Genomic DNA, 24,422 nt, shown 5'->3' on the forward strand with positions numbered 1-24,422 from the left:
GATTCCTCGGTTGCGGCCAGTCTCGCAAATGTTGGCGGGCGCCGCCAGAGCCGTCGGCCCGACATCCGGCGAGACAGGCCGCGCTTGTTGACTAATCCAGCTAACAGGCGATGCTGAGCGGATCGCACCGCAAGGGGGGAGACATGACCCGTTTTTGGAAAGCGTTCGCCATCGTCATCTTGTTCGTAGCGTCAACCGCTTTCGCCTCCGCCGAGGAACGGTGGCAGACCTTGCCGGAACCAGCGGCCATGCCAAAACCGGATCAGAGCGGATATGCGCCGGTCAACGGCATCCAGATGTACTACGCGGTTTTCGGCGCGGGCGACCCGGTGCTGCTCATCCATGGCGGCCTCGGCCACGCCGACATCTGGGCCAGCCAGGTGGCGACGCTTTCCAAAACCCACAAGGTGATAGTCGCCGACAGCCGCGGCCACGGTCGCTCCACCCGCACGGAACAGCCTTATGGCTACGACTTGATGGCGTCGGACTATCTGGCGCTGCTCGACTATTTGAAGATCGACAAGATCGCACTTGTCGGCTGGAGCGATGGCGGCATTATCGGCATCGACATCGCGCTGCATCATCCCGAACGACTGACAAGGCTCTTTGCGCAAGCCGCTAACGTCACTACCGATGGCGTCGATCCGGGCGTGATGACCAACAAGACCTTTGCCGCCTACATCGACCGCTCCGGCCGCGACTACAAGAAGATGTCAAAGACGCCGGACCAGTATGAGGCCTTCGTGACGCAAATCAGCCATATGTGGGAGAGCGAGCCGGCTTGGACCAAGGAACAGCTCGCCAAGATCACCACGCCGACGGCGATCGTTGCCGGCGACCATGATGAGGCGATCAAGCGCGAACACACCGAATACATCGCCTCCGCTATCCCGGGCGCAAAGCTCATCATCCTGCCCAACGCCAGTCATTTCGCCATGCTGCAAGCGCCGGATGAATATAGCCAGGCGGTGCTGGACTTCATCGACGCCAAATAGAGCATCCTGTGCGGCCGCAGGCGGATTTCAATTGTTGAACAATGGAATTCCGGTTTGCGGCAAATACGGTTATCCTCCTGACAAGGGATCTTCTGGACCGCCATTTCGGAGAACTCGATGCGTCCTTTGATGCTTGCCAGTGCCAGCTCTCTCGCCCTCATGTGCGGGCCGGCTTTTGCGGCCGACGCGACAGCCGACTTGCCGATGACCGCGCCCGGCTTCGACTGGACCGGCTACTATGCCGGCCTGCAAGCAGGCTATGGCTGGGGTCAGTCCGAGATCACGACCACGGAAGGCGCGCCGTTTTCCATCACGCCCGACGTCGACGGCGGGTTCGTCGGCGGCCATGTCGCCGGCCTGTGGCAGTTCGACCAGGCGGTGATCGGCGGCGAAGCCGACCTCAACTATTCCTCGGCGGAAGGCACGACGGAATCGGGCCTGGGAAGCACATTCGGGACCGACATCAAGTGGTTCGGGTCAGTCAACGCCAAGGCGGGCTTCGCATTGGATCGCCTGCTGGTCTACGGCGTCGGCGGCGTTGCCTTTGCCGGCATCGAAACGTCGCAAATCTCGGGGGCCGCGTTCACGGAAACGAAAACGAATGTCGGCTGGACCGTAGGCGCCGGCGTCGACTATGCGCTGACCGACAAGTTCATCGTCGGCGCGCAGTACCGCTACTATGATTTCGGCTCCGAGCACTATGCGGCGCCGGAACCCTTTAACGATCGCGATCAGAGCGTGAAACTGAACACGGTCGGCATCAATCTGAGTTACAAGTTCTGAGCGTTGCCGATGGCATGACGCTCCAGGGCCCAGTTCCTGGACCAATCTCGCTTGAGAGGGCGGCCGACGCCCCCAGTGGGCGGGGGGATTGGGTTGGGCCTGAGAGGCGCCGGCCTTGGCGGATCAGGTCCGCCGCGCAAACATCATAGCAGTGCCTGCCGGGGCGGATAATTCCGCGATCGCACCAGTATCGCTACGCCACTTCATCTTTTTTCGCGTCCAGAGATGGAGAACAACATGACTTGACGGCCTGTGTCTGGCGTCTGAAAAGGGCTGGCCTGCGGACGTGGCGGAATTGGTAGACGCAAGGGACTTAAAATCCCTCGATCTCTGATCGTACGGGTTCGATTCCCGTCGTCCGCACCACAAAGCACCCAATGCCAACAGGGCTCCGAACGCAGGTTGGCAAAAAGCCTGACGACAGCCAACATCCGGCGGTGCCGGCAGCTTGTGCCGGCAACTTTCTATGATAGGAATTTTTTCTTGACAGGGTGAGTGCAGCTATGGTAGATATTTATCTATGGTGCAGATTTGCGCCAACGACCCGCCGCACAGGCGGGTTTTTCGTTTGATGCTTCTCAACCTTTGATGCTTCTCAACCAACGCGCCGGAGGAGCGCCGGCGAACGCTCGAAGGAACCTGTTATCCCGGGATTCGTTGCCCTGGCCATGCCAATTGCATAATTATTAATTTAGTGACAACTTAATTAATAGGGCAAGTGGGAATTGGCACCGAACCCAGGGGTTTGGGGACAGGTTGGGCAAGAAAGATGTACTTTCCGCAATTTCTGATTGGAATGTCTGCAACGACAATCGGCGTTGCGATCTGGACCTACTTGGAGGGCGGATCGATCTGGGCGTCCATTGGCTGGTCAGTCCTGACGTTGATCATTCTGCAGGTCGGCTATGTCGGCGTGGTCATTCACCTGGTGTTCAGGCGACCATCGGAAGCGTCGGACGCACGGCCGGTGGTTGACCCCACAAGCCCACTTCTATCCTCTCTGAACTGGTGAGGCCGAGTGCCTTTGCGAGGTCTGGCGCTAGCTGCCGGGCTTTTTCGCGATGATCGTCTGGACCCGGACCTTGTCGCCGATCTCCTTTGCCTTCGCCAGTGCCGCGGCCTTGTCTTTCGTCGTCAGCACCGTGCGCCAATGCGGCTTCTCGAAGACGCTGACGACATAGGTGACGGTCGACTTTTCCATTAGCTATGCCTAATATAGGCGCACTCAAGGAATTGGTCTAGCACAACTGGTCCTTGGCTCCGCATCATTGCGAACGCTGGATTTCTGATCCGCAAGCGCTCTACAGCAGCGACAATTCCCGGACCGTCGGCTACCCGGCGCGGCTCAAGCCGGTATCGGGTTCAGCTTCAGGTGCTGAATGAGGATAATCGTCTTGGCATCGATGATGCGGCCTTCGGCTATGCCGGCCAGCGCCTCGTCGAGGGGCATTTCGAGAACCTCGATGTCCTCGCCCTCCTCCGGCGCGCCGCCGCCGGCCGAGATACGGTCGGCGGGTGAATAGCGGGCGATGAAGAACCAGAGCCGCTCGGTGACGCTGCCGGGGCTCATATAGGGCGAAAACAGGCGCTGAACGTCCTTCAGCCGATAGCCGAGCTCTTCCTCCGCCTCCTTGCGGATGCAGGTTTCCGGATCGTTTTCGTCCAACAGGCCGGCACAGGCCTCGATCAGCGGCTCGCGATGGCCGGTAACGTAGGCGGGATAGCGAAACTGGCGCACCAGAAGCACGGTCGAGCGTTGCGGGTCGTATGGCAGGATCACCGCGCCGTCGCCGCGATCATAGGTCTGGCGGACCTGCGTCTCCCACTGGCCGTCGCGCCTGCGATAGTCGAGGACGGTCTTTTTCAGAACCGCCCAGTCGTCGGAGAGAACCTCTTCCGAGCGGATGCGAACGCGATCTTCCATGGAGTGCCTCGATGGCTGTTGTCGCACGCAGGCCTAGCCGCGAACCGATTTCCGCGCAATCGGGGGGCAGCGGTTTGGTCCAGCAGGGCCCTTCACTGTCTCGTGTGTGGTATGGAAGCGATCCGTTGCCTAAATAGCGCGTTCCCCTCCCCGGAGTTTGCTTCATGACGACATCGCTTTTCCAGCCGATCACGCTCGATGGGCTCAGCTTTCCCAACCGCATCGCCGTCGCGCCGATGTGCCAGTATTCAGCCGAGGACGGCTGTGCCAGCGATTGGCATCTCCACCACTGGATGAACCTGGCCATGTCCGGCGCAGGCATGGTCACGGTCGAGATGACCGATGTCGAGCGGCGCGGCCGCATTAGCCATGGCTGCCTCGGCCTGTATTCCGAAGACAACGAAGCGGCCGCCCGGCGCGCGCTGGATGCGGCCAGGCGCGTGGCCGCACCCGGCACCAGGTTCGGCACGCAGCTTGCACACGCCGGTCGCAAGGCCTCGAACCGCAAGCCTTGGGAGGGTGGCGGGCCGTTGCAGCCAAACGAGGATCCCTGGCAGACCGTATCGGCTTCGGCCATTGCCTACGACACGGGCTGGAACGTGCCGCGCGCGCTGGAGGACGAGGAGATTCAGCAGTTGATCGAAAGGTTCGCCGAAGCGGCCAGGCGGGCCGAACGCGCCGGCTTCGACTTCATCGAACTGCATGCCGCGCATGGCTACCTGATCTTCCAGTTCCTCTCGCCGCTTTCCAACCAGCGCACCGACCGCTGGGGCGGCTCGCTGGAAAACCGCATGCGTCTTGTCGTCGAAATCGCCAAGGCGGTGAAAAACGCGGTTCCAAACATGATGCTTGGCACGCGGCTGTCGGTGAAGGACTGGGTCGAGGGCGGCTTCGACGTCGAGGACGCAATCGAGGTGGCGAAAGCGCTGAAGGCCGAGGGTGTCGCCTATCTCTGCTGCTCCAGCGGCGGCAATTCGCCGTTGCAGAAACTGCCGACCGGTCCCGGCTACCAGGTGCATCTGGCGGAAGCGGTGCGCAAGGGCGCCGGCATCGCGACCCGCGCGGTCGGCCTGATCGACGACCCGAAACAGGCCGAGGCGATCATCGCCGAGGGCCGCGCCGACATCGTGGCGCTGGCGCGCGCCTTCCTCGCCGACCCGCGCTGGGGGTGGCGTGCCGCCGCCACGTTCAGCGAGACAATCCACCCGGCGCCACAGCTTGCCCGTTCGGTGACGACGATGCAGCACTGGATGAAGGCGGCGGGCTGAACGGTCCATTCGTCCCAGACCGGCACCTTCGTACCTTCCGCGGCTCCGGACGGTTTGCCCGGCTTCAATTCCGGTCGCAAACTGTTACGCTGGGTCAAGGCTGCGGCGGGCGCGGCCGGGCTTGGGAGATAATCATGTCGTTCAGGGCATTCTTGCCGGCCGCAGTGCTGACCGCTGTGGCCGGACTTTGGATTGGCGCGCCGACACCGGCCGTTGCCCAATATTGCGAGGACACGGTGCACGGCCTGTCGGGGCGCTACAATCTGGGCACCGGCAGCGGTTTCCTGGCGGTACGGACGCGGCCGAATTCGTCGTCGCGCATGATCGGGCAGCTGTTCAACGGCGACCACACCGAGATCTTCGACCGGCGCGGCAACTGGTACCAGGTCGAAATCGGCGGCACGACCGGCTGGGCGAACGCCCGCTGGTTGCGCAACGATTGCGGCTACTGACAGGCCGTTTCGAAAGTCGCTCCGGCGCCGCAGTCCAGACAGCTCTGAGACGTTTGGGCGCAGGCCGAGGGCCACGGTTGCAACCAAATTGGCTGCTTTGCGTTGCGGCCATGATGGATAACAAACCTTTTGAAACGCCGGTCGTGGTCGAACTCGGCCATGTCGGCAAATATCGCCACATCCGCAGCACCCAGGAGGCGGCGGAGTGCCTGATGACGGTATGGCCGCTCAATCGCGGTCCCCGTCATCGTGATGCTCTCGACACTTGCCTCAAAGTGCTGGAAGGTTATCGTTCGACAGCGGATGCGCGCCGGGCACTTATCGAAGCCGCCAGGGAATCGGAAGTGCTGGTGCCAGACGACAAACTGTCCGACGACCGCCTGCACTGAGCGGGCGGACCTTTAAACCGGAGGTTTTCATGGCGAAGCTGACTTACAAGATCGTCGAGCATGACGGCGGCTGGGCCTACAAGGTCGGCGCGACCTTCTCGGAAACGTTCCCAACGCATCAGGACGCGTTGCGTGCCGCCGAGATCGCGTCTGCCGAGCAGCAGATCGCAGGGTCGACGGATGGCATCCAATATGAGGACGCTGAAGGGAAATGGCACGAGGAACTGGCCGATGGACGGGACCGGCCGCAGACCGAGGTCTCGGACTGATCTTGCAGCCCCAAAGCCCGATCGCCCCAAAGGCCGGCCGCCCGGAGCGCCGACCGCGGGCGGGAGAGAAAACGTCCTACGGTCAGCAGCGCTTACGGCTGATTATTTGCCGCAGTACTGGTCGTTGACGTTGCCTTGAGCACTGGCGTCCGGACCTGGAGTGTTGTGGGCACATGGACCTATCGCACCGGTATAGCCTTGGGGACTCAACCCGGAGCCGCTGGGATTGATGCTGCCGGTGGCGTTGGGATCGACGGTTGTTTCGTCCTGATTGCCGAATATCCACCAGTTATGGTTGGAATATGTTCTGTCCGACGACTGCGCCACCGCCGATGTGGCGAGACCGATCGTCAGGAAGGATGCTGCTAGAAGCCTTCTGTACATTGGTTTACTCCGTAATCTTGGCCGTCTTCTGTGCGGCACGGATAAAACCCGGCAATCAACCGAATGGTTCCGTGAAATTGTCGTGAGGCCGCGGTGATGTCGGGCTGAAAAAAGCCCGTCTGGCGATGCGCTCGATGAAGGCGGCGGTCCGTTCCGGCATGGCGAATTGCGGCATGTGCCCGAGGTCGTCGACAGGTTCGAAATCGAGCTCTTCGACCTTGTCCCGCATCGGCAAGCCATGAGTGTGGATGTCGATGACCCGGTCGGCGGTTCCGAAAAGGATGCCTGCCGGCATGGAGATCTCGCCGTAACGCTGCTCGACGCGGCCGAGGTCCTGTTCGACTGCCACGACATCGGTCGAAGTCGCATGGAAATGACCTGGCCTCAGCCCGAGCCATCCACCTCCTTCGATCATGTAGTCGGCCGGACAAGGCTGGGGCGCAAAGATGAATTCCATCGTCGGCCGCGCATATCGGAGGCTTGCCGGGATCGCCATGGTGTAAGCCACGATCCAGCGCCGCAGGCGTGATGGAATATAGAGCAGGCCGGACTTTTCGCGCGCACCGGCTTCCATATGCGTCAACGGCGCCAGCAGAGCGATGCCGGAAATCGCTTCGGGATGCTCCACAGCCAAGGTCAACGTGATGGCACCACCCAGCGAGTGGCCTACCACCAGCGGCCTTTCCAGCCCCAGCCTTTCGATGAAGCGTCGCACAAGCTTGGCCTGCTCGGGCAACCGGCCGGTGGCGCCATGCGCCCGCACCGAATAACCCGATCCCGGCCGATCGAGCGCGATCAGCCGGTAACCCGGACCGAGCCGCCCGAACAGAGTGTGGCGGAAATGGTGGAGTTGTGCACCGAGTCCATGCAGGAAGACGATCGGATGCCCCTCGCCCGTATCGACATAATGGATGCGGTTGCCGTCGATCTCGATGAATTTTCCGACCCGCGGCACCAGTCTTTCAGCCTTGGCGGCGATCCACAGCGTCGCCAGCACCAGACAGGCAATTGCAACGACGGCCAGCAGGAACAGTGCGGCCAGCAGCCACGACAAAATCGACAGGAGCATTGTTCACCTTGATCGAAACCAGGTGAACTTAACTGTCTTCGATCCGGCTGCAAGTTCGCATCGAAACGGGCGGTTGGAGAATGGGGATTCCGATGCGCCGGCCTGTTTGACGCGACGCCGAGAAAAGTCAGCCGTGCAACTTGGCGGTGAGCGGGTGGCATTGCCGCTGGCCGCGCGCCGCGCTATCCCAAGCGACCTGTCTTGCCGGAGCCTGCCATGCCCGAAATCGTTACCGCCGCCATGCTCGTTATTGGCGATGAAATCCTGTCCGGCCGCACCAAGGACAAGAATATCGGCCACCTCGCCGATATCATGACGGCGATCGGCATCGATCTGAAGGAAGTGCGCATCGTTCCCGACGAGGAAGACGAGATCGTCGCGGCGGTGAATGCGGTACGCGCCCGCTACACCTATGTGTTCACGACCGGCGGCATCGGGCCGACGCATGACGACATCACCGCCGATTCGATTTCCAAGGCGTTCGGCGTGCCTTGCGAACACGACGCCAAGGCATATGCCTTGCTGGAGGCAAGCTATGCCGCGCGCGGCATAGAATACACGGAAGCGCGCAAGCGCATGGCGCGGATGCCGCGCGGCGCCGACCATATCGACAATCCGGTATCCGTGGCGCCCGGCTTCCGGATCGGCAACGTCCATGTCATGGCCGGCGTGCCCTCGATTTTCCAAGCCATGCTCGACAATGTCGTGCCGACGCTGAAGGCTGGCACGAAAATGCTGTCCGCCACGGTGCACTGTCCGTTTGGTGAAGGGCTTGTCGGCGGGCCATTGGGTGAAATCCAGAAGGCGCATCCGGATACGATCATCGGCTCGTACCCGAAATATGGCGACGGCAAATTCTGGACCGAACTGGTCGTTCGTGCCCGCAGCCAGGGTGCGCTGGACGCCGCGCGCGCCGACGTCGAGGCAATGGTGGCGGGTTTCGGCAGCAAGGCTGGTTGATCTGGCCCAGGCCGGAACCAAGCATGGCATCGCGACGTTTCCATCGCGCGAGTTCGTCGCTCGTAAACCGAGGGATTTACCATGCGATTCAAAACCATCGTTGCCATTTTGCAGAACGAGCAAGATGCTGAGCGCGTACTCGACTGGACCATTCCGCTTGCCAACCGTTTCGAAAGCCATCTGATCGGCATCCATGCCGAGGCGCTTCCGGTGCCGTACACATCGGCTACCGGCTTTCCGGACACGGAATTCCTGCAGGTTTCGGCCGACATGAACCGGGAAAGGGCCGAGAAACTCCAGGCCGTTTTTCTCAAGCATGCCGAGAATTCCGGCTTGTCCTTCGAGTGGCACAGCCTGGAAAGCTTTTCGGGCGACAGCGCGTTGACAGGCATTTCGAGCGTGCGTGCCGCCGATCTGATCGTCGCCGCCCAGCGCGAGACCGGCGGCGACTCGGGCGCCGATGTCGACACGCTGGTCTACGATGCCGGCCGGCCGGTGCTGGTGGTGCCGCACGCGGGTCCGCTGGTCACCACTTTCAAACACGTGCTGCTCGCCTGGAACGGCAGCAAGGAAGCCGCCCGCGCCGCTTTCGACGCGCTGCCCTTCATCATCGAGGCCGAGAAGACCGACATACTGGTCATCGACCCTCCCGAAACACTCGACGAAAGCCCGGAGGCCGCGGGGGCGGAAATTGCTTCGGCCCTGTCACGTCACGGCGCCACCGTCAGCGTCTCGGTGCAAAGGTCGGGCGGCCGTTCGATCGACGACCTGATCCAGACCCGGATCGCCGAAACCGGCGCCGACCTTCTGGTGCTCGGCGCCTACAGCCACTCCTGGCTGCGCCAGCTTCTGTTCGGCGGCGTGACGCGCACAGTGCTGCGCACGGCGCCGGTGGCGGCCTTCCTGTCGCGGTAAGTCCACAGCGATCGCTGTCGGCCGCTCTTGCCAAGGCCAAGGCTTTCCGGCTAATTCCGCGCGCATTCCCCTGTTTTCTTGCACGCGATCCCCGCGTGCTGCGGAGTGCGCGAGAAATGTCCCTTCCCGAAAAAGCTTTTCCGGTCTCCTGGGACCAGTCCCATCGCGACGCCCGCGCGCTAGCCTGGCGTCTGGCCGGCGCCAACAAGGGGCAATGGAAGGCGATCGTGTGCATCACGCGCGGCGGGCTGGTCCCGGCTGCCATCATCTCGCGCGAACTCGGCATCCGCGTCATCGAGACGGTCTGTGTCGCCTCCTATCACGACTACACGAGCCAGGGGCAGTTGCAGGTGCTGAAGGAGGTCACGCCGGCGCTGCTTGCAGACGACGGAGCCGGCGTGCTGATCATCGACGACCTGACCGACACCGGCAAGACGGCGGGCATCGTGCGGGCAATGATGCCCAAGGCTCACTTCGCCACCGTCTACGCCAAGCCAAAGGGCCGGCCGCTGGTAGATACTTTCGTCACCGAGGTCAGCCAGGACACTTGGATCTATTTCCCCTGGGACATGGGCTTCACCTATCAGAAGCCGATCGCCGACGATCACGCAGGCTAATTCGCGACGGTCCGCCATTTCCAGGTAACCCGCCCCTGGCGGCAATATTTGCTTCCACGGACCGATCCGCGGGATGGAGGTATCCTGTGAAATCGGCCTTTGATGGTGGAAACCAGCCGGCCTGGCCAAATTTTTTACTTTTATTGCTGATAATTGGCGTAAAATTCATATGACGGCAAACGATTCTGGAGGCTGGGGCTAGCTTCTGCGATGTTGACGAGGCCAACGACACACAACCATCTGGCCGAAAGGGTCCGGCGACTCTTCGGCACCGCGCCGTGTCGCCTGCAGGTTGCCGCCCTGCCCTGGCGCGAGGCTGGGAACGGTGTCGAGATCATGCTTATCACCAGCCGTGACACGGGCCGTTGGGTACTCCCCAAGGGCTGGCCCGAAGCCAAGGAGCCGCTCTGCGAGGCCGCCGCGCGCGAGGCTGTGGAAGAGGGCGGACTTAGCGGAACGATTTCGCCTCTCGAAGCCGGCCGTTATTTCTATGGCAAGGTGCTGGCCTCCGGCGAGGAGGTGCCGTGCGAGGTCCTGGTATTTCCGCTGCACGTCGACAAGATCGCCGACCGTTGGAAGGAAAAACGCTCGCGCACCCGCAAATGGGTCAGTTCGAGCGAAGCGGTGCGCATGATCAACGAACCCGATCTTTGCCAGATCGTCGCCTATTTCTGCGCCGATCCGCACAGGTTCTCCTGAACGGACCCGAGCTTTCGCAGCAAAACGTCGGGAGGGGCACGGTTGTCCGCGCACAAACGTGAATGCTTTGCTAATGATTGAGGACTACGATTCGATCGGTCTGGCGATGGCGAACCCTGCAAATCCAATTCCCGAGCAATCCGACGAGCCCCGGCGCGAGCATCGCCAGCGTGTGCTCAAGGGCGGCACGATCATTACGGGCATTTCGAATTCGGAAGTCGGCTGCACGCTTCGCAACCAGCATGAGGGCGGCGCCGAGTTGAAGATTCCGCTCGAGGCCAGGGTACCCGATCGTTTCCTTCTCTATGTACCGGTCGACGGCATCGGCTATCGGTGCGAGGTCCGCTGGCGTCGCAACGACCGGCTCGGGGTGCAGTTCACCGGCACCGAGCCGAAGCCGAAGCTGCACTACGGCTGATCCCGGCCGGCTGCGGCCTGACGAGCCTGCACCCAAGTTCACTCCTGATGGACATTCCCGGCAGCTGGTCGACGCAATGCCTTGGCTCCGGCAAGTGGCAATCGTCACGGCTCAATTCTGTCCCCGTTATCCACATATGTGACACACAAGATGTTGGGGTCATAAAAGCTACGCAAACGAATCCTTGACGGCGCAAAACGAGTCGCCTTTTATAGGCCATGCGCTCCTGTTGAGAGCGCGACCGGAAAGTTTCGAGCCCGGTCTTTTTCCCGGATTATGTGTGTTTTTGCCCGCATTTCCGCCTGTTTACGAGGCCGGCGAGAGCGTTGGGATTGTGGGCGCGGGGCGGCGAAAGGGAGAATTGTCGGGCTGGAATAAATTGTCTGTTAACACTATATTTAGTGTTTGCAGGCAGGTTCTGCGCTAGATAGTGTGAAGGTCCCTCGAGTGAGGGAATCGAAAAAAATCAGTTTTGAGGGACCCGCGGGTTCGTCGGCGAGTTGGACAGGCGCTTCGCAAGGAGTTTTGACCAGCAGGGCGGACGGAGACCGCGAAATGGAGAGCCGGCCGTTTTCGGACGCCCGGCGAACGGCGGACATGCGCGTTTCGCATTGGGGGCAGAAATCCCCTGACGAAAGCGCTATATATAGACAAAAGGGACCGGACCAATGCGCATCGAGCGTCGCTTCACCAAGCCAGGCCAATCTGCCTATGCGGAGATCGAATTCCGCAAGGCGCTTTCGGAGATCAAGAATCCGGATGGCTCGGTGGTGTTCCGTCTCGACAATATCGATGTGCCGGCGCAGTTCTCCCAGGTCGCGGCCGACATCCTGGCGCAGAAATATTTCCGCAAGGCCGGTGTTCCCGCGCGCCTGAAGAAGGTCGAGGAGAACGACGTTCCCTCCTTCCTGTGGCGCTCCGTCGCCGATGAGGCCGAGCTTGCCAAGCTGCCGGAAGCCGAGCGCTACGGTTCCGAGATCGACGCCCGCCAGGTTTTCGACCGGCTGGCCGGCACGTGGACCTACTGGGGCTGGAAGGGCGGCTACTTCAAGAAGTCGGAAGACGACGCGCGCGCCTTCCGCGACGAGCTTGCCTACATGCTGGCCACGCAGCGCGTGGCGCCGAACTCGCCGCAATGGTTCAACACCGGCCTGCACTGGGCCTATGGCATCGACGGCCCAAGCCAGGGCCATTTCTATGTCGACCCCTTCACCGGCAAGCTGACCAAGTCGAAATCCTCCTATGAGCACCCGCAGCCGCATGCCTGCTTCATCCAGGGCGTGCAGGACGACCTCGTCAACGAGGGCGGCATCATGGATCTCTGGGTGCGCGAGGCGCGCCTGTTCAAATATGGCTCCGGCACGGGCTCCAACTTCTCGCTGCTGCGTGGGGAGGGCGAAAAGCTGTCCGGCGGCGGCCGTTCGTCCGGCCTGATGAGCTTCCTCAAGATCGGCGATCGCGCGGCGGGCGCCATCAAGTCGGGTGGCACGACGCGCCGCGCCGCGAAAATGGTCATTGTCGACGCCGACCATCCCGATATCGAGGAATTCATCGACTGGAAGGTCAATGAAGAGCAGAAGGTCGCCTCGCTGGTCACCGGCTCCAAGATCGTCAAGAAGCACCTCGAAGCGATCATGAAGGCCTGCGTCAACTGCGAAGGCCATGACGACGATTGTTTCGATCCCGCCGTCAACACCGCGCTGAAGCGCGAGATCAAGGCGGCCAAGAAGTCCGCCGTGCCGGAAAACTACATCTACCGCGTCATCCAGTTCGCCAAGCAGGGCTACACCTCGATGTCGTTCAAGACCTACGACACCGACTGGGATTCAGACGCCTACCTGACGGTTTCGGGCCAGAACTCCAACAATTCGGTGTCGCTGAAGGACGATTTCCTGCGCGCCGTCGAGGATGACGCCGACTGGCACCTCACCGCCCGCAAGGACGGCAAGGTGCTGAAGACGCTGAAGGCCAGGGATCTCTGGGAGAAGATCGGCTACGCCGCCTGGGCGTCGGCCGATCCGGGCCTGCATTTCAACACGACGATGAACGACTGGCACACCTGCGCCTCAGCCGGTGCGATCCGGGCCTCCAATCCGTGCTCGGAATACATGTTCCTCGACGATACGGCCTGCAACCTCGCCTCGATCAACCTTTTGCCCTACCGCAATGCCGACGGCACGATCGACATCGCTGCCTACGAGCATACGGTCAGGCTGTGGACCATCGTGCTGGAAATCTCGGTCATGATGGCGCAGTTCCCGTCGAAGGAAATCGCCAAGCTCTCCTACGACTACCGCACGCTCGGCCTCGGCTACGCCAATATCGGCGGCTTGCTGATGACGTCGGGCATTCCCTATGATTCCGACGAGGGCCGCGCCATCTGCGCCGCGCTCACCGCTGTTATGACCGGTACCGCCTATGCCACCTCGGCCGAAATGGCCTCCGAGCTGGGCGCCTTCCCCGACTACGACCGCAACGCGCAAAACATGCTGCGCGTCATGCGCAACCATCGCCGTGCCGCCTATGGCGACAAGGACGGCTACGAGAAGCTCGCCGTCAACCCGGTGCCGCTGGTCGCTTCCGACCTCAAGCAGCCCGAGCTTGCCGAGCACGCCAAGGCCGCCTGGGACCGCGCCATCGAGCTTGGCGAGGAGCATGGCTACCGCAATGCGCAGGCAACCGTGATCGCGCCGACCGGCACGATCGGTCTGGTCATGGATTGCGACACCACCGGCATCGAGCCCGACTTCGCGCTGGTAAAGTTCAAGAAGCTGGCCGGCGGCGGCTATTTTAAGATCATCAACCGTGCCGTGCCGGAAGCGTTGCGCACGCTCGGCTACTCCGAGAGCCAGATCGCCGAGATGGAGGCCTATGCGGTCGGCCACGGCAATCTCAACCAGGCCCCGGCAATCAACCCCGGCGCGCTCAAGGCAAAAGGCTTCACCGACGACAAGATCGCCGCCCTCAATGCGGCGCTGAAGTCGGCCTTCGACATCAAGTTCGTGTTCAACCAGTGGACGCTCGGCGCCGACTGGGTGAAGGAGACGTTCGGCTTCACCGACGAGCAGCTCAACGACTTCTCGTTCGAGATGCTGCCGGCGCTCGGCTTCTCCCGGAAGGACATCGAGGCCGCCAACATCCATGTCTGCGGTGCGATGACGCTGGAAGGCGCGCCCTTCCTCAAGGCCGAACACCTCGCCGTGTTCGATTGCGCCAGCCCGTGCGGCAAGATCGGCAAGCGCTCGCTGTCGATTAACAGCCACATCCAGATGATGGCGGCGGCACAGCCCTTCATCTCCGGCGCCATCTCCAAGACCATCAACATGCCGAACGATGCGACGGTGGAGGACGCCAAGGGCGCCTATATGCTGTCGTGGAAGCTGGCGCTGAAGGCCAACGCCCTCTATCGCGACGGCTCGAAGCTGTCGCAGCCGCTGAACTCCTCGCTGCTTGCCGATGGCGAGGACGATGAGGATGAAGCCATCGAGCAGCTGATCCAAGCACCGGCGGCAGCGCGCGCGGCGCAGATCACCGAGCGGATCGTCGAGCGCATCATCGAGCGCGTGTCGCGCGAGCAGGAAAAGCTGCCCGGCCGCCGGAAGGGCTACACCCAGAAGGCCAAGATCGGCGGCAACACCATCTTCCTGCGCACCGGCGAATATGACGACGGCCGTCTCGGCGAGATCTTCATCGACATGAACAAGGAAGGCGCGACCCTGCGTGGCCTTCTCAACAACTTCGCCATCGCGATTTCGCTCGGCCTGCAATATGGCGTGCCGCTCGACGAATATGTGCACGCCTTCACCTTCACCAAGTTCGAGCCGGCCGGCATGGTGATCGGCAACGATGCCATCAAGAGCGCGACGTCGATCCTAGACTACGTCTTCCGCGAGCTCGCCATCTCCTATCTCGGCCGCAACGACCTCGCCCATGTCGACCAGTCGGACTTTTCCAACACCGCACTTGGCCGCGGCATCAGCGAAGGCAAGACCGACGCCGTCTCCAAGGGCCTGACCCGTGGCGCCTCGCCGGTGAAGCTGGTATCGCGGGTGAGCGGCAACGACCCGAAGGGCTTTGCGGCTCCCTCGGGCGCCCCTGCCCGCTCGGCACCGACAGCCTTCTCCGGCTCCAACGTGCTGGCGCTGAAGCCGGCTAGTGACGAGGCGGTCGCCTACAAGCGCGACTATGAGGAGCGGGCCAAAGAACTGGTCGAGGACATCGTCTACGAGGAAGCCGCCGACCAGGCTTCGGGCGCTTCGGCGCTGTTCACCGACGCGGCGGAAAACGAAGCCGCCGAAGCGAAAGCGCTTGCCGCCACCCGTCGCCAGCAATCGCTGATGCAGGGCTACACCGGCAACGAATGCTCGGAATGCCACAACTTCACCATGGTGCGGAACGGCACCTGCGAGAAGTGCGACACGTGCGGCTCGACGAGCGGGTGCAGCTGAGGAAGTTTAAGGCGCTAGATAAATAATAAACTAAAACAACGCAACATCATCGGCCCGGTCGCAAGCTCGGGCCGATGTGTTTAAATTCTCAAAAAAGGGATCCTTGGATTTCGTTCTCAACCCCGTGGTCGAGCCGAATGACGCCATTAATAAGCCATTGCGGATAGGCCTTGTGGGTTCCCATCGCGAGAACAAAACCCTTTTTCGAATATTCAATCCCAAATCTGTCCGTCATTTTTCGCAACGTATCTGCTTCACCATACAGTCGTTGCCACTTGAGAAAAGTCGCCTCGATCTCCCAATCCTGACAAGTTCCTTCACGTAGGCCATCTACCGTTTGATATTTGTATTTGAAAAGAAATGGAGCTGGCTCATACGGGACTAAGCTCTTGTCCAAAAACCCAAACAGACTATTAGCTTCTTGATCATGCCACTTACGAAATCGCGCTTTCTCCTCCTCAAACGTAGCGCGGTCCTTTCTTTCAACCACAAATTCAGCGTTCTGGGGTCGAATGAGTGCCAAGCTTCGACCCTGTTCCAGTTCGCTATTGAGACTGGAAACAACATGCCGGGCTAAGAATTGAGCTCGTGATTTTTCAGACAAACTGCCTGTTATTACGAGAGACCTATGCTCCAGCCTTCGACTCTCGCTTCTGTGGTCGCCTTTAGGAAGGCTCCAGCCATACTCTATGGTGTCCCATCTACCAAACTTCTGGGCATCTTCTAGGGTCCGAAAAGCTACTGGGTATAGCCGAATCCAGTTACCGTTGAAATCTAATCCTGCACAGCAGACCAGCTCCCCGTGAGTTTCTCCAACGCGCGGCGCGGCCTTTACCAAAATCACCGCTGAGTCACGCTGAGATAGAGATGCCAATCACGCAGCCTTTAGACAAAAGCCTTTCGGTACACCAAGATTTTTAATCGAACTCTTCCTGATTTTCAATATCTCTTCACAAATGATGGAGCGATGGCAGTCTTTGTGGTCCCTTTCAAAACACATCAGGCAGATGTTTTTTGTTTCTGCCTGCAATCCCAACTCACGGATTATTTTTCCGGCTGCCTCGTTCGCAATATGGTTTCTGAAAATTCGCTCGAACCGCTGACGGTCGCCGCTTCGGGCAGCCAGCCGACCCTCTCTGGGATCACCAAGAATTTTTGTGTGCCGGTAGTCTATCGCAGAATTTTCGAGATGGTTCCTAAGCGAATTTTTGGAGAAACCAGGCTTTCTTGACAGAGGTAAATCTCTCACATCGACAAGCAGTTCCACCTTTGCTGCCTTTAGCACGGATACGAAGTCGCCAATTTCAGAACCTTCGTAGCCAATCGTCAGTAGCGCCATGGGACATCTCATTTCTGTTGCCACGGTCATAGGCAATCAAACTTGTCCGAAGCATGACGCATGATCAATCACTAGATTGCACGCCAGCACGGTCGCGGTTGGCATCGGCCGGTCCCCTACCCCGCCGGCAACACCTGCAGCGTCCGCTCGTCGAACAAGGGCTCGTCCTGTCCCGCCCGGACAAACAGCAGCTTGCGCGCCTCGCCGGCCGGCACCTCGAAATACTGGATGCCGTCAGGCATTTCGCCCCAGTCGCCGCAGGGCGGCTCGGGAATCTCATCGGGGTTGGCAACCGCTTTCAGCTTTTTCGCGTAGGCGGTGTCGGGATTGAATGTGTAACGCTTGACGCCGGCAGGCACGCTGCCTTCCGTGTAAGGCGTCGGCACGCAGCGCGCGCTGACGGCCTTGTCTGTCTTTTCGAGGAACAGGCGCAGCAACGCAGCCTCGGCGGTTTCGCCGGATTTTATGTCGAACACCTCGGCAAGAGGATCGGCCGCGCCGCCGTCGCTGTATTTGATGGCAAGCGCATTGCCGGCGAATTCGAAATGGATCTGGCGGAAGCCGAAATCGCAGCGCTGTACCCAGGCGGCAAGTCCGACATTCTTGTCCGTCAGCATCTCCCAGACACATTTGTCGATCGGCGAGCGCGATGGCGCCGGCTCATCCGCACGCGCTACGACGGATATCGTCACGGACGCCAACAGGGCGCCGGTCCAGATGATCGATCTCATGGCGCTATTCATCGCTGCATCCTGTCAAAGTGAAGGCATCCCATGCCGAGCCATCTGGATTGGCATTGGCGAAATCGGCCCATTCGGCAAGGGCCGTGCCGAAATCAGGCAGCAACAGGCCTTCCGGCGCCGGAGCCGCTTCGCGCGAATTCAATTGCTCGGCGCCGCCGCCGGTCAAGGCATAGACCTGCCCATCCAAATCCTGCACAGCCCGCTGCCATCCTCCAGGCCCGCTTCGCGGTCGTCGTCAGTCCAAGTGTGGCGGATGGTGCCGAGCGGAAACGAATTCCTGCCATTGGTCCAGGTGATGTCGGCCGGCAAGCTTGTCTCCATGGTGCGGAACGGCACCTGCGAGAAGTGCGACACGTGCGGCTCGACGAGCGGGTGCAGCTGAGGGCCGATGCCGCCTGGTGCCACCACACCCAAAGTTGGGTACCTGAAAGCCAATGTTGTGTGCTTGGAGCGGCCAAAGGGCCGCTCCTGAGAAAACCGAGAGGCGCGAAGCAACGGATCGCCTGACAAATGCGCCATCTCAGTTGCAACGAACGCCAAGCCCACTTTAAAAAGGCCCTGCCGTCGCGAGACGAATCCGCTAGCAGGAGTCCCCTACGCGTCCATTCCGGCGAGAAGCTCCTCGCCGAGTGTTTACCTCGACGAGATCGAGGTCTTGCTGGGCGCTGAAACCTCTCGGCTCAATTCCGGCCACTGCCAGCCATGCTGGCCATCAGGAAAAACGAGCTGAGGGCGGGAAAACTCTTCCCAACAAAAATCACGCGAGCGCACAAAAGGTAGCTGCAACACGCCAGTCCTAAGCGCGCCTCTTTCGAATCGCGTCATAAGTCACGCAAACAGCGCCGTACGCTGATTAAAACGAATTCGAGAAACCTCGCCAGAATTCAATCAAGCCGAAAGCCTGAAGCGCCAAACATGAGATGGCGACCTGTTATCAGGGGAACCTTGAGGATAGGTCCTTGCTCATCCCAGTCCTGCACCGGCGGCCCAGCAACGTACGGATGCATCTTCAGCGTGGTCTGCCAGATGGTGGGAAAGTCCGCACCTTTGCTGCGCGTAGAGTTGCACTCCCTGACAAGCTTTGAAACGACATCGGCCATTGGGTGGCGACCTCTCGATAAACTGCTGAATCTTCGAAGACACTTTGATCTCGGCCATCCGCATTGATCTCGATCAAATGGGCCGACTTTCTCGCCCGAGCGGCCTAACTTCACTGGCGTCTTTGATGCGCATCAAGGACGCGACTGCCATCGGCTGCCATTGTGTCGGCGATGAAGCGGAGCTCCATCCTATCGAAAACTCGAGATTGCAGGCGATACATGACCCCCGACAGCAACGGCACTCTTTCCACACGCACTGGATTTCGCTTCGAGATGCGCCGCGCGCGGCCCGAAGACGAGCCTACTTTGGCAGAGTTCTTTACCCATGTGACGCCGGATGATTTGCGGTTTCGCTTTCTCGGCGGGTTGAAGGTGGTCTCGCATGAGCGGCTCGTCGCGATGACGCGTTCGGACGATGCAGCTATACACAACTTCCTTGCCTTTTCGACGAACGGGTTGCTGATCGCCGTTGCGATGTTGGCATGCGATCAGCCTCGTCGGCATGGAGAAGTCGCGATCTGCACTCGCGAAGATCACAAGCACCTGGGCGTCAGCTGGGAGTTGCTCTCATACATCGCGAAATATGCTGAGGGGCTAGGCCTCGACACCATCGAGTCGATCGAGAGCCGCGAAAACCGCGCCGCGATCGAACTCGAGCGCGATATGGGCTTCACTGTGACGGCATATCCCGATGATCCGGCGCTTGTTCTGGTTCGGCGACAGCTGGGTTGCGCAGCACCTTCTTAAGCAGCGGTCAGCGGGATACCAATCGAGTTGTGGATGAACATGCGACCACTCCGCAACCGGCGATCCGCGGACATCAGACGCGGCCCCTAGTTTCTACAAACGTCGTGTTCTTTGCGCTGGCGCAAAGAAGCGGCTGATCTCCTAGATAAGTAGACAATCGTGATCATGTTTGTTGGCTCGCCTGACTGGGTTCCGGGATATGTCGGAACCCGTTTCGTTGCCGATGCGGAAAATATCACCCGAAGGCAAAGAGCGTCGCCGTCGGTAGCAAGGAACAGCCAATGTCTCGCCAGTTGATCCTATTTTCATCCATCGCAGCTCTGCTGGTCGCCGCTTCAAGAGCATGCGCGCTGGAATATCCCATTGGCGAACCCAAACTGATGAGCGGCATGGAGGTTGCCGCCGTCTATCTGCAGCCGATCGAGATGGAGCCAGCTCACATCATGAGACCCGCGGCCGATTCCGATATGCATCTGGAGGCCGATATCCATGCCACGCGTGACAATGCCAATGGCTTTGCCGAGGGCGATTGGATCCCCAACCTTAGAATCGAATATGTGCTGATCAAGCTCGACGGCAATCAGAAGGTGGGCGGCGTTTTCATGCCCATGGTGGCCAGCGACGGTCCGCACTATGGCGACAACGTGAAGCTGATGGGGCCAGGCAAATACAGCCTTCAGCTTAGCGTTACCTCTGAAGGGTCCGACGCGTCCTCGCATTTCGGAAGACATGTAGACAAGGAAACGGGTGTCGGAGTGTGGCCCGAGACCTTTCACGTCGAATACGAGTTCACCTACGCCGGCGTCGGCAAGAAGGGCGGGTACTAGACCTGGGTCAGCTGCCCGCTTCGAATTTGTAGCTCATTCTGCATTGCCACCTTTCCGGCTCCTTGAGCGCAACGCAGAGCGACAAAACAGGACAGACGCCCGAAAATGACCGCCTTGCTCCATTCGACGCTGGTCGCCATTGCCATCTGCCTTCTGGCAACCGCGCAGCCTGCAGCCGCCGACGAATATCCGAGCTTCGTCGTCGAACTCAGCGATGGCGCGATCACGCCGCGATCAATCGAGGTGCCGGCCAACGCGCGCTTCAAACTGGAGCTTCGCAATACCGGCTCCAGTCCCGTCGAGTTCGAAAGCGTTGAGTTGCGCAAGGAGAAGGTGCTTGGACCCGGCGTGACATCCTTCGTCGTCATCCGGCGTCTCAGTCCCGGCGAGTATCAATTCTTCGACGATTTTCATCCCGGCATGCCGCCCGCCATGCTCATCGCCAAGGAGCCCGCGATCCAATGACCGCTCTCTTCGGACAGGTTGCCTTCGTGGTTTGGCGCGAGAGCATGGAGGCACTTCTGGTCGTCGGCATCCTGCAGGGATGGCTGACGCATCACGCCGGCGCGAGAGCCACAACCGGACGATATTTCCTTTGGGCCGGCGTCGCCGCAGGTATCGCCGGGGCCGCACTCCTGGCTTTGGTCATCCTATCCTTGGCGAGCCTGCTCGATGGAGACCGAGAAGATTATTTTCAGATCGCCATGGCCGGACTGGCCGCCTTGCTCATTTTGCAGATGGTCGTCTGGATGCACAGGCAAGGCAGGGGGTTGAAGCAGGACCTTGAACGCAACGCAGAGCGCGCGCTGACCGGCCGCAACTGGTTGGGCCTTTTCTTCCTGGCTGCTATCGCCGTGATGCGGGAAGGCAGTGAAACGGTTGTTTTCCTCTACGGCCTTTTGGCATCGGCGAGCGAAACGACACTGCCCGGAACACTCGCGGCCGTCATGACGGGGTTTGCTTTTGCTGCCGCGTTCTATTGGCTGATTCAAGTGGCCGCCAGGCGCTTCCCCTGGTCTATATTCTTCCGCGCCACGGAAATCCTTCTGTTGGCGCTGGCCGCATCATTGTTGATGGCTGCTCTTGACCGCGCCATGGGGCTGGAACTCATCCCGCCGCTATCCGGATCTCTGTGGGATACGTCCTGGCTTCTGGACGAGTCGGGCGAGCTTGGCGGCATTGTCGCCACCATGACAGGCTATCGCGCCCGGCCCGAACTGATGACGGTCCTGGTTTACGCGCTTTACTGGATCGCCACCGTCGCACTGCTGCGATCAGCGCGGCCGCATCCCGCAAAACGCGCGCCATGACGATACGGGTCGCACCGCAACGACAAGTTCAGCCCGTCCCGCCGAGCGACGTCTGGCAGAGGCTCGGGGATTATCTGCAGCGCAATCAACGGTCGATCCGGATCGCGCAATGGTCCGTCGTGCTGATCTACGCCATCCTGCTCGTCGTTCCCGTCTTCCTGCCTCTTCCGGACGACATGGCCTATTTATGGAGCAATTTCACCCGCTTTGCGCAGTTTGCCTTCTGGGGTGTCTGGTGGCCGCTCGTGCTCTTGAGCACCGCGCTGGTCGGGCGGATGTGGTGCGGCATTCTCTGTCCGGAAGGAGCGATAACCGAATTCGTCAGCGGACGTGGGCTTGGGAGAGCGATCCCGCGCTGGATGATGTGGCCCGGCTGGCCCACGATCGCCTTCGCCTGCACGACGTTGTACGGCCAGATGACGAGCGTCTACCAGTACCCTGGTCCAGCGCTCCTGATTCTCGGCGGCTCGACGTTGGCGGCCGCCGTGATCGGCTATCTCTACGGGCGCAACAAGCGCGTGTGGTGCCGCTATCTCTGTCCGGTCAGCGGTGTCTTTGGCCTGCTGGCCAAGCTGGCTCCGCTGCATTTCCGTGTAGATCCGCCGCTCTGGCAACAGTCCCAGCTCTCCGGGATCAAGCCTGGGGCCGTCAAATGCGCGCCGCTGGTGCCGTTCCGGACCATGCGCGGTGCCGCCGACTGTCACATGTGCGGACGGTGCAGCGGTTTTCGTGGGGCAATCCGCCTGGCTCGCCGTTCGCCGAACCATGAGATTGTTCATGTTGCGGGGAGCGCGGCCAAACCCTGGGAGACGGTACTGATCGTCTTCGGCCTCATGGGTCTGGCCGTTGGCGCATTTCAATGGTCTGTCAGTCCTTGGTTCGTTGCCGCAAAGCAGTGGCTAGCGGAGCGGCTGGTCGATAGCGGGGTGATCTGGCCGCTCGAAGCCACGGCGCCTTGGTGGATGCTCACCGACTATCCTCAGAGGAGCGATGTGATGACGCTCCTCGACGGGGCGCTGCTCGTCGGCTACGTGCTTGCGACGGCTATCGCCTGCGGCACGTTGACGGCATCGATGCTGGCGTTTGCCACGCGTAGCCTTGGTCCCTGGCAGCCGGCCCGATTTCATCACCTTGCCCAAGCACTGATACCCTTGGCCGGCGCTGGGGTCTTTCTCGGCCTGTCCGCGCTGACGGTCAGCCAGCTTCGTTCGGACGGCATCGAACTTTCATTCGTCGGCCCCCTGCGCGCCACGATGCTAGCGCTGGCGACTATCTGGTCCGGAGTGCTTTGTTGGCAGGTGACGGGTCTCTACAACCGGGACCCTGGCCGACGAGTGCTCGCGATATTCTTCGTCGGGTTGGCCATGATCATCACCGACGTCGGCTGGCTTCTGCTTTTCTGGGTCTGGTGAGCCGGCATCATCTCACATGTGCGGTATGAGCATTCTACGAAAGGCCACCAGAAACAGACCGAAGGCGATAACCCACAAGGTGCTTGAAAGGCTGGTTAAAGCGGCGCCGTAGTTGGGCAGCAAGTCGACCAGAAAGCGCGACAGGCAGCAAATCGTCATCGCCACGAACGCCCCGGTCGTCGGAACCGAAGACGCGAAGGCGCGGCGGCTGTGCTTGCGGATCATGCTCGCCATGATGGCGAGGGCCATGGTGCCGAAGGCCCCGATCGTCCATGCATGAACCGCGGCCGCCTGTCCCAGCCATTCCGGTGCTAGAATGTGGATCGCCAGAAGTCCGAAACCCACGATGATCCAGCCATATCCTATGTGAAGGGCAAGAACCGTCGACGAGGCCGCGCTCCGCCAGCCATTCCACTGGGTTGCTCGCATCGTCTGGCCGCACGCGGCAAGCGCGCAGGCAAGGCCGGTGAGTTGTGCCTGCGGCGCAACAACCCACAAACCAAGGGCGCATGCCGCGATGGCCGCTGCCACGTATTCCACAACCGCAGAACGGTTGACGGAGATTCGACCGCCCGCGCTCTCGACATAGGCCACCGTCAACGCCGGGACGACGCGTCCTCCGATGATCACGACAAGTCCGACGACCGAAGCCAGGGCTAGCCGCAGTGCAAATTCTACTTGGTAGGACGCCGCGGCAAGTATGTTGCCACCACAAAAGGCGAGCAGCAGAAACAATATCTTCAGGTTGCGGCGGTCGCGGCTGGCGATCACCCTTCCCGCCGCGATCAAGAGGACCGTCGAAACCAAAAGCGCCGAGAGGGCAAGCCCGGTCGAATGCGACAGGAACAGGAAAATCCCCCGGCTACACAGCCATAGAGCAACCAGCAAACGCGTGGTGAGTGGCGACACCGCACGTCGGTCCGTCCATCGAGGCAGCGCCGTCAACAGGAACCCAGTCAAAATGGCTGGAACCATCCCGAACAGAAGCACGTCGCGATGCCAATCGCCGGGAGATATCCCGGTCGGCCCGATGGCCCGTATTCCGAACGCTGACGGCAACCAGACAGCCGCGCCTACAATCGCGTCCAATCCCGCGATTAGAAAAAATGGCCGAAACGGCGCCGACATCTGCCTCTGCTTCGCGTCGAAAGGAAGCACACTCCCGTCTGCAACCATGCAACAATTCCTCTACGGGGGGTGACCGACACGACGCCTCGTGCCGCTTCTCAACTCGCAAGACCGGCGGTCGGAAAAAACTCAATCCGAAGGCAATACTGTCGGTGATCGATCTCCGTGTTTGTTCCAGCGCAAACAGGCTGCAAAATGGTCGATTATAATCAAAAACAATTCTCGA

The 24,422-nt window shown here is 60.7% G+C and carries 29 protein-coding genes and 1 tRNA gene; 19 read left to right on the forward strand and 11 right to left on the reverse strand.

What is annotated here, in order from left to right; translation table 11 throughout:
* Window positions 1-143: 143 nt before the first annotated feature.
* The 4 genes from NKJ26_RS05865 (at window position 144) to NKJ26_RS33545 (ending at window position 2,790) form a co-directional block, all read left to right on the forward strand.
* Window positions 144-995: an alpha/beta fold hydrolase gene (locus NKJ26_RS05865; RefSeq protein ID WP_352694425.1), complete on the forward strand. Its 852-nt coding sequence runs from the start codon at window positions 144-146 to the stop codon at window positions 993-995.
* Window positions 996-1,112: 117 nt separating this feature from the next.
* Window positions 1,113-1,778, forward strand: coding sequence for an outer membrane protein (locus NKJ26_RS05870; protein WP_352694427.1), 666 nt, complete (start codon window positions 1,113-1,115; stop codon window positions 1,776-1,778).
* A gap of 280 nt (window positions 1,779-2,058) precedes the next feature.
* A tRNA-Leu gene (locus NKJ26_RS05875) sits at window positions 2,059-2,144 on the forward strand.
* Window positions 2,145-2,574: 430 nt separating this feature from the next.
* Window positions 2,575-2,790, forward strand: a complete 216-nt coding sequence (locus NKJ26_RS33545; protein ID WP_502903088.1) for an exopolysaccharide production repressor protein — start codon at window positions 2,575-2,577, stop codon at window positions 2,788-2,790.
* 27 nt (window positions 2,791-2,817) lie between these two features.
* Here NKJ26_RS33545 and NKJ26_RS05880 read toward each other — a convergent pair whose 3' ends face one another.
* Both NKJ26_RS05880 and NKJ26_RS05885 read right to left on the reverse strand, forming a co-directional pair.
* The gene (locus NKJ26_RS05880) at window positions 2,818-2,979 is read right to left on the reverse strand and encodes a hypothetical protein (RefSeq protein WP_352601968.1); all 162 of its coding nucleotides are present in this window, start codon (window positions 2,977-2,979) and stop codon (window positions 2,818-2,820) included.
* Window positions 2,980-3,123: 144 nt separating this feature from the next.
* Window positions 3,124-3,702 (reverse strand): NUDIX domain-containing protein, encoded by a 579-nt coding sequence (locus tag NKJ26_RS05885; protein ID WP_352694429.1) that lies wholly within the window; start codon window positions 3,700-3,702, stop codon window positions 3,124-3,126.
* A 164-nt stretch (window positions 3,703-3,866) separates the two neighbouring features.
* Between NKJ26_RS05885 and NKJ26_RS05890 the strand changes: the two genes are divergently transcribed.
* From NKJ26_RS05890 to NKJ26_RS05905, 4 genes are all read left to right on the forward strand, one after another.
* On the forward strand, window positions 3,867-4,970 hold the full coding sequence (locus tag NKJ26_RS05890; RefSeq protein ID WP_352694431.1) for an NADH:flavin oxidoreductase/NADH oxidase: 1,104 nt from the start codon (window positions 3,867-3,869) through the stop codon (window positions 4,968-4,970).
* Between the two features lie 134 nt (window positions 4,971-5,104).
* The gene (locus NKJ26_RS05895) at window positions 5,105-5,422 is read left to right on the forward strand and encodes an SH3 domain-containing protein (RefSeq protein WP_352694433.1); all 318 of its coding nucleotides are present in this window, start codon (window positions 5,105-5,107) and stop codon (window positions 5,420-5,422) included.
* Between the two features lie 110 nt (window positions 5,423-5,532).
* Window positions 5,533-5,811, forward strand: a complete 279-nt coding sequence (locus NKJ26_RS05900) for a DUF982 domain-containing protein (protein WP_032920128.1) — start codon at window positions 5,533-5,535, stop codon at window positions 5,809-5,811.
* 29 nt (window positions 5,812-5,840) lie between these two features.
* Window positions 5,841-6,080: a DUF2188 domain-containing protein gene (locus NKJ26_RS05905; RefSeq protein ID WP_027028176.1), complete on the forward strand. Its 240-nt coding sequence runs from the start codon at window positions 5,841-5,843 to the stop codon at window positions 6,078-6,080.
* Window positions 6,081-6,182: 102 nt separating this feature from the next.
* On the opposite strand, the gene NKJ26_RS05910 is transcribed toward NKJ26_RS05905, so the two are convergent.
* Both NKJ26_RS05910 and NKJ26_RS05915 read right to left on the reverse strand, forming a co-directional pair.
* The gene (locus NKJ26_RS05910) at window positions 6,183-6,464 is read right to left on the reverse strand and encodes a hypothetical protein (protein ID WP_352694436.1); all 282 of its coding nucleotides are present in this window, start codon (window positions 6,462-6,464) and stop codon (window positions 6,183-6,185) included.
* A 55-nt stretch (window positions 6,465-6,519) separates the two neighbouring features.
* Window positions 6,520-7,533 carry an alpha/beta fold hydrolase gene (locus NKJ26_RS05915; RefSeq protein ID WP_352694438.1) on the reverse strand — a complete coding sequence of 338 codons (1,014 nt, stop codon included), beginning with the start codon at window positions 7,531-7,533 and terminating at the stop codon, window positions 6,520-6,522.
* Between the two features lie 216 nt (window positions 7,534-7,749).
* On the opposite strand from NKJ26_RS05915, the gene NKJ26_RS05920 reads away from it, so the two are divergent.
* The 6 genes from NKJ26_RS05920 to NKJ26_RS05945 all read left to right on the forward strand — a co-directional run bounded on the left by NKJ26_RS05920 (window position 7,750) and on the right by NKJ26_RS05945 (window position 15,590).
* Complete coding sequence (locus tag NKJ26_RS05920) at window positions 7,750-8,493, forward strand: competence/damage-inducible protein A (protein WP_352694440.1); 744 nt, start codon at window positions 7,750-7,752, stop codon at window positions 8,491-8,493.
* An 81-nt stretch (window positions 8,494-8,574) separates the two neighbouring features.
* Complete coding sequence (locus tag NKJ26_RS05925; protein WP_352601983.1) at window positions 8,575-9,408, forward strand: universal stress protein; 834 nt, start codon at window positions 8,575-8,577, stop codon at window positions 9,406-9,408.
* 116 nt (window positions 9,409-9,524) lie between these two features.
* A complete protein-coding gene (gene gpt / locus NKJ26_RS05930) occupies window positions 9,525-10,025 on the forward strand; it encodes a xanthine phosphoribosyltransferase (RefSeq protein WP_352694442.1) in 501 nt (166 codons plus the stop codon).
* Between the two features lie 210 nt (window positions 10,026-10,235).
* Entirely contained in the window at window positions 10,236-10,724 is a 489-nt protein-coding gene (locus NKJ26_RS05935) for an NUDIX hydrolase (RefSeq protein WP_352601985.1), read from the forward strand.
* Between the two features lie 106 nt (window positions 10,725-10,830).
* Window positions 10,831-11,142: a PilZ domain-containing protein gene (locus tag NKJ26_RS05940; protein WP_352602035.1), complete on the forward strand. Its 312-nt coding sequence runs from the start codon at window positions 10,831-10,833 to the stop codon at window positions 11,140-11,142.
* A 668-nt stretch (window positions 11,143-11,810) separates the two neighbouring features.
* Window positions 11,811-15,590, forward strand: coding sequence for a vitamin B12-dependent ribonucleotide reductase (locus NKJ26_RS05945; protein WP_352694444.1), 3,780 nt, complete (start codon window positions 11,811-11,813; stop codon window positions 15,588-15,590).
* Window positions 15,591-15,678: 88 nt separating this feature from the next.
* Here NKJ26_RS05945 and NKJ26_RS05950 read toward each other — a convergent pair whose 3' ends face one another.
* The 6 genes from NKJ26_RS05950 to NKJ26_RS05975 form a co-directional block, all read right to left on the reverse strand.
* Window positions 15,679-16,464, reverse strand: a complete 786-nt coding sequence (locus tag NKJ26_RS05950; RefSeq protein ID WP_352694446.1) for a DUF8758 domain-containing protein — start codon at window positions 16,462-16,464, stop codon at window positions 15,679-15,681.
* A complete protein-coding gene (locus NKJ26_RS05955; RefSeq protein WP_352694448.1) occupies window positions 16,465-16,929 on the reverse strand; it encodes a DUF488 domain-containing protein in 465 nt (154 codons plus the stop codon). It abuts the gene before it with no gap.
* A 116-nt stretch (window positions 16,930-17,045) separates the two neighbouring features.
* Complete coding sequence (locus NKJ26_RS05960) at window positions 17,046-17,672, reverse strand: hypothetical protein (RefSeq protein WP_352694450.1); 627 nt, start codon at window positions 17,670-17,672, stop codon at window positions 17,046-17,048.
* The gene (locus tag NKJ26_RS05965; RefSeq protein WP_352694452.1) at window positions 17,665-17,838 is read right to left on the reverse strand and encodes a hypothetical protein; all 174 of its coding nucleotides are present in this window, start codon (window positions 17,836-17,838) and stop codon (window positions 17,665-17,667) included. The genes NKJ26_RS05960 and NKJ26_RS05965 overlap by 8 nt, the downstream gene beginning before the upstream one ends.
* The gene (locus NKJ26_RS05970; RefSeq protein ID WP_352694454.1) at window positions 17,835-18,026 is read right to left on the reverse strand and encodes a hypothetical protein; all 192 of its coding nucleotides are present in this window, start codon (window positions 18,024-18,026) and stop codon (window positions 17,835-17,837) included. The genes NKJ26_RS05965 and NKJ26_RS05970 overlap by 4 nt, the downstream gene beginning before the upstream one ends.
* Before the next feature lie 530 nt (window positions 18,027-18,556).
* Entirely contained in the window at window positions 18,557-18,772 is a 216-nt protein-coding gene (locus NKJ26_RS05975; RefSeq protein WP_352601989.1) for a hypothetical protein, read from the reverse strand.
* 219 nt (window positions 18,773-18,991) lie between these two features.
* Between NKJ26_RS05975 and NKJ26_RS05980 the strand changes: the two genes are divergently transcribed.
* The 5 genes from NKJ26_RS05980 (at window position 18,992) to NKJ26_RS06000 (ending at window position 23,068) form a co-directional block, all read left to right on the forward strand.
* On the forward strand, window positions 18,992-19,519 hold the full coding sequence (locus NKJ26_RS05980; protein WP_352601991.1) for a GNAT family N-acetyltransferase: 528 nt from the start codon (window positions 18,992-18,994) through the stop codon (window positions 19,517-19,519).
* Window positions 19,520-19,800: 281 nt separating this feature from the next.
* Window positions 19,801-20,346 (forward strand): iron transporter, encoded by a 546-nt coding sequence (locus NKJ26_RS05985; protein WP_352601993.1) that lies wholly within the window; start codon window positions 19,801-19,803, stop codon window positions 20,344-20,346.
* Window positions 20,347-20,451: 105 nt separating this feature from the next.
* The gene (locus NKJ26_RS05990; RefSeq protein WP_352601995.1) at window positions 20,452-20,811 is read left to right on the forward strand and encodes a cupredoxin domain-containing protein; all 360 of its coding nucleotides are present in this window, start codon (window positions 20,452-20,454) and stop codon (window positions 20,809-20,811) included.
* Window positions 20,808-21,656 carry an FTR1 family iron permease gene (locus NKJ26_RS05995; protein ID WP_352694457.1) on the forward strand — a complete coding sequence of 283 codons (849 nt, stop codon included), beginning with the start codon at window positions 20,808-20,810 and terminating at the stop codon, window positions 21,654-21,656. Before NKJ26_RS05990 ends, NKJ26_RS05995 begins: the two co-directional genes overlap by 4 nt.
* Window positions 21,653-23,068: a 4Fe-4S binding protein gene (locus tag NKJ26_RS06000; RefSeq protein WP_352694459.1), complete on the forward strand. Its 1,416-nt coding sequence runs from the start codon at window positions 21,653-21,655 to the stop codon at window positions 23,066-23,068. The genes NKJ26_RS05995 and NKJ26_RS06000 overlap by 4 nt, the downstream gene beginning before the upstream one ends.
* 12 nt (window positions 23,069-23,080) lie before the next feature.
* On the opposite strand, the gene NKJ26_RS06005 is transcribed toward NKJ26_RS06000, so the two are convergent.
* Window positions 23,081-24,244: an NnrS family protein gene (locus tag NKJ26_RS06005; RefSeq protein ID WP_352694461.1), complete on the reverse strand. Its 1,164-nt coding sequence runs from the start codon at window positions 24,242-24,244 to the stop codon at window positions 23,081-23,083.
* Between the last annotated feature and the right edge of the window lie 178 nt (window positions 24,245-24,422).

Source organism: Mesorhizobium sp. M0152 (assembly GCF_040322415.1).
Classification (GTDB): domain Bacteria; phylum Pseudomonadota; class Alphaproteobacteria; order Rhizobiales; family Rhizobiaceae; genus Mesorhizobium.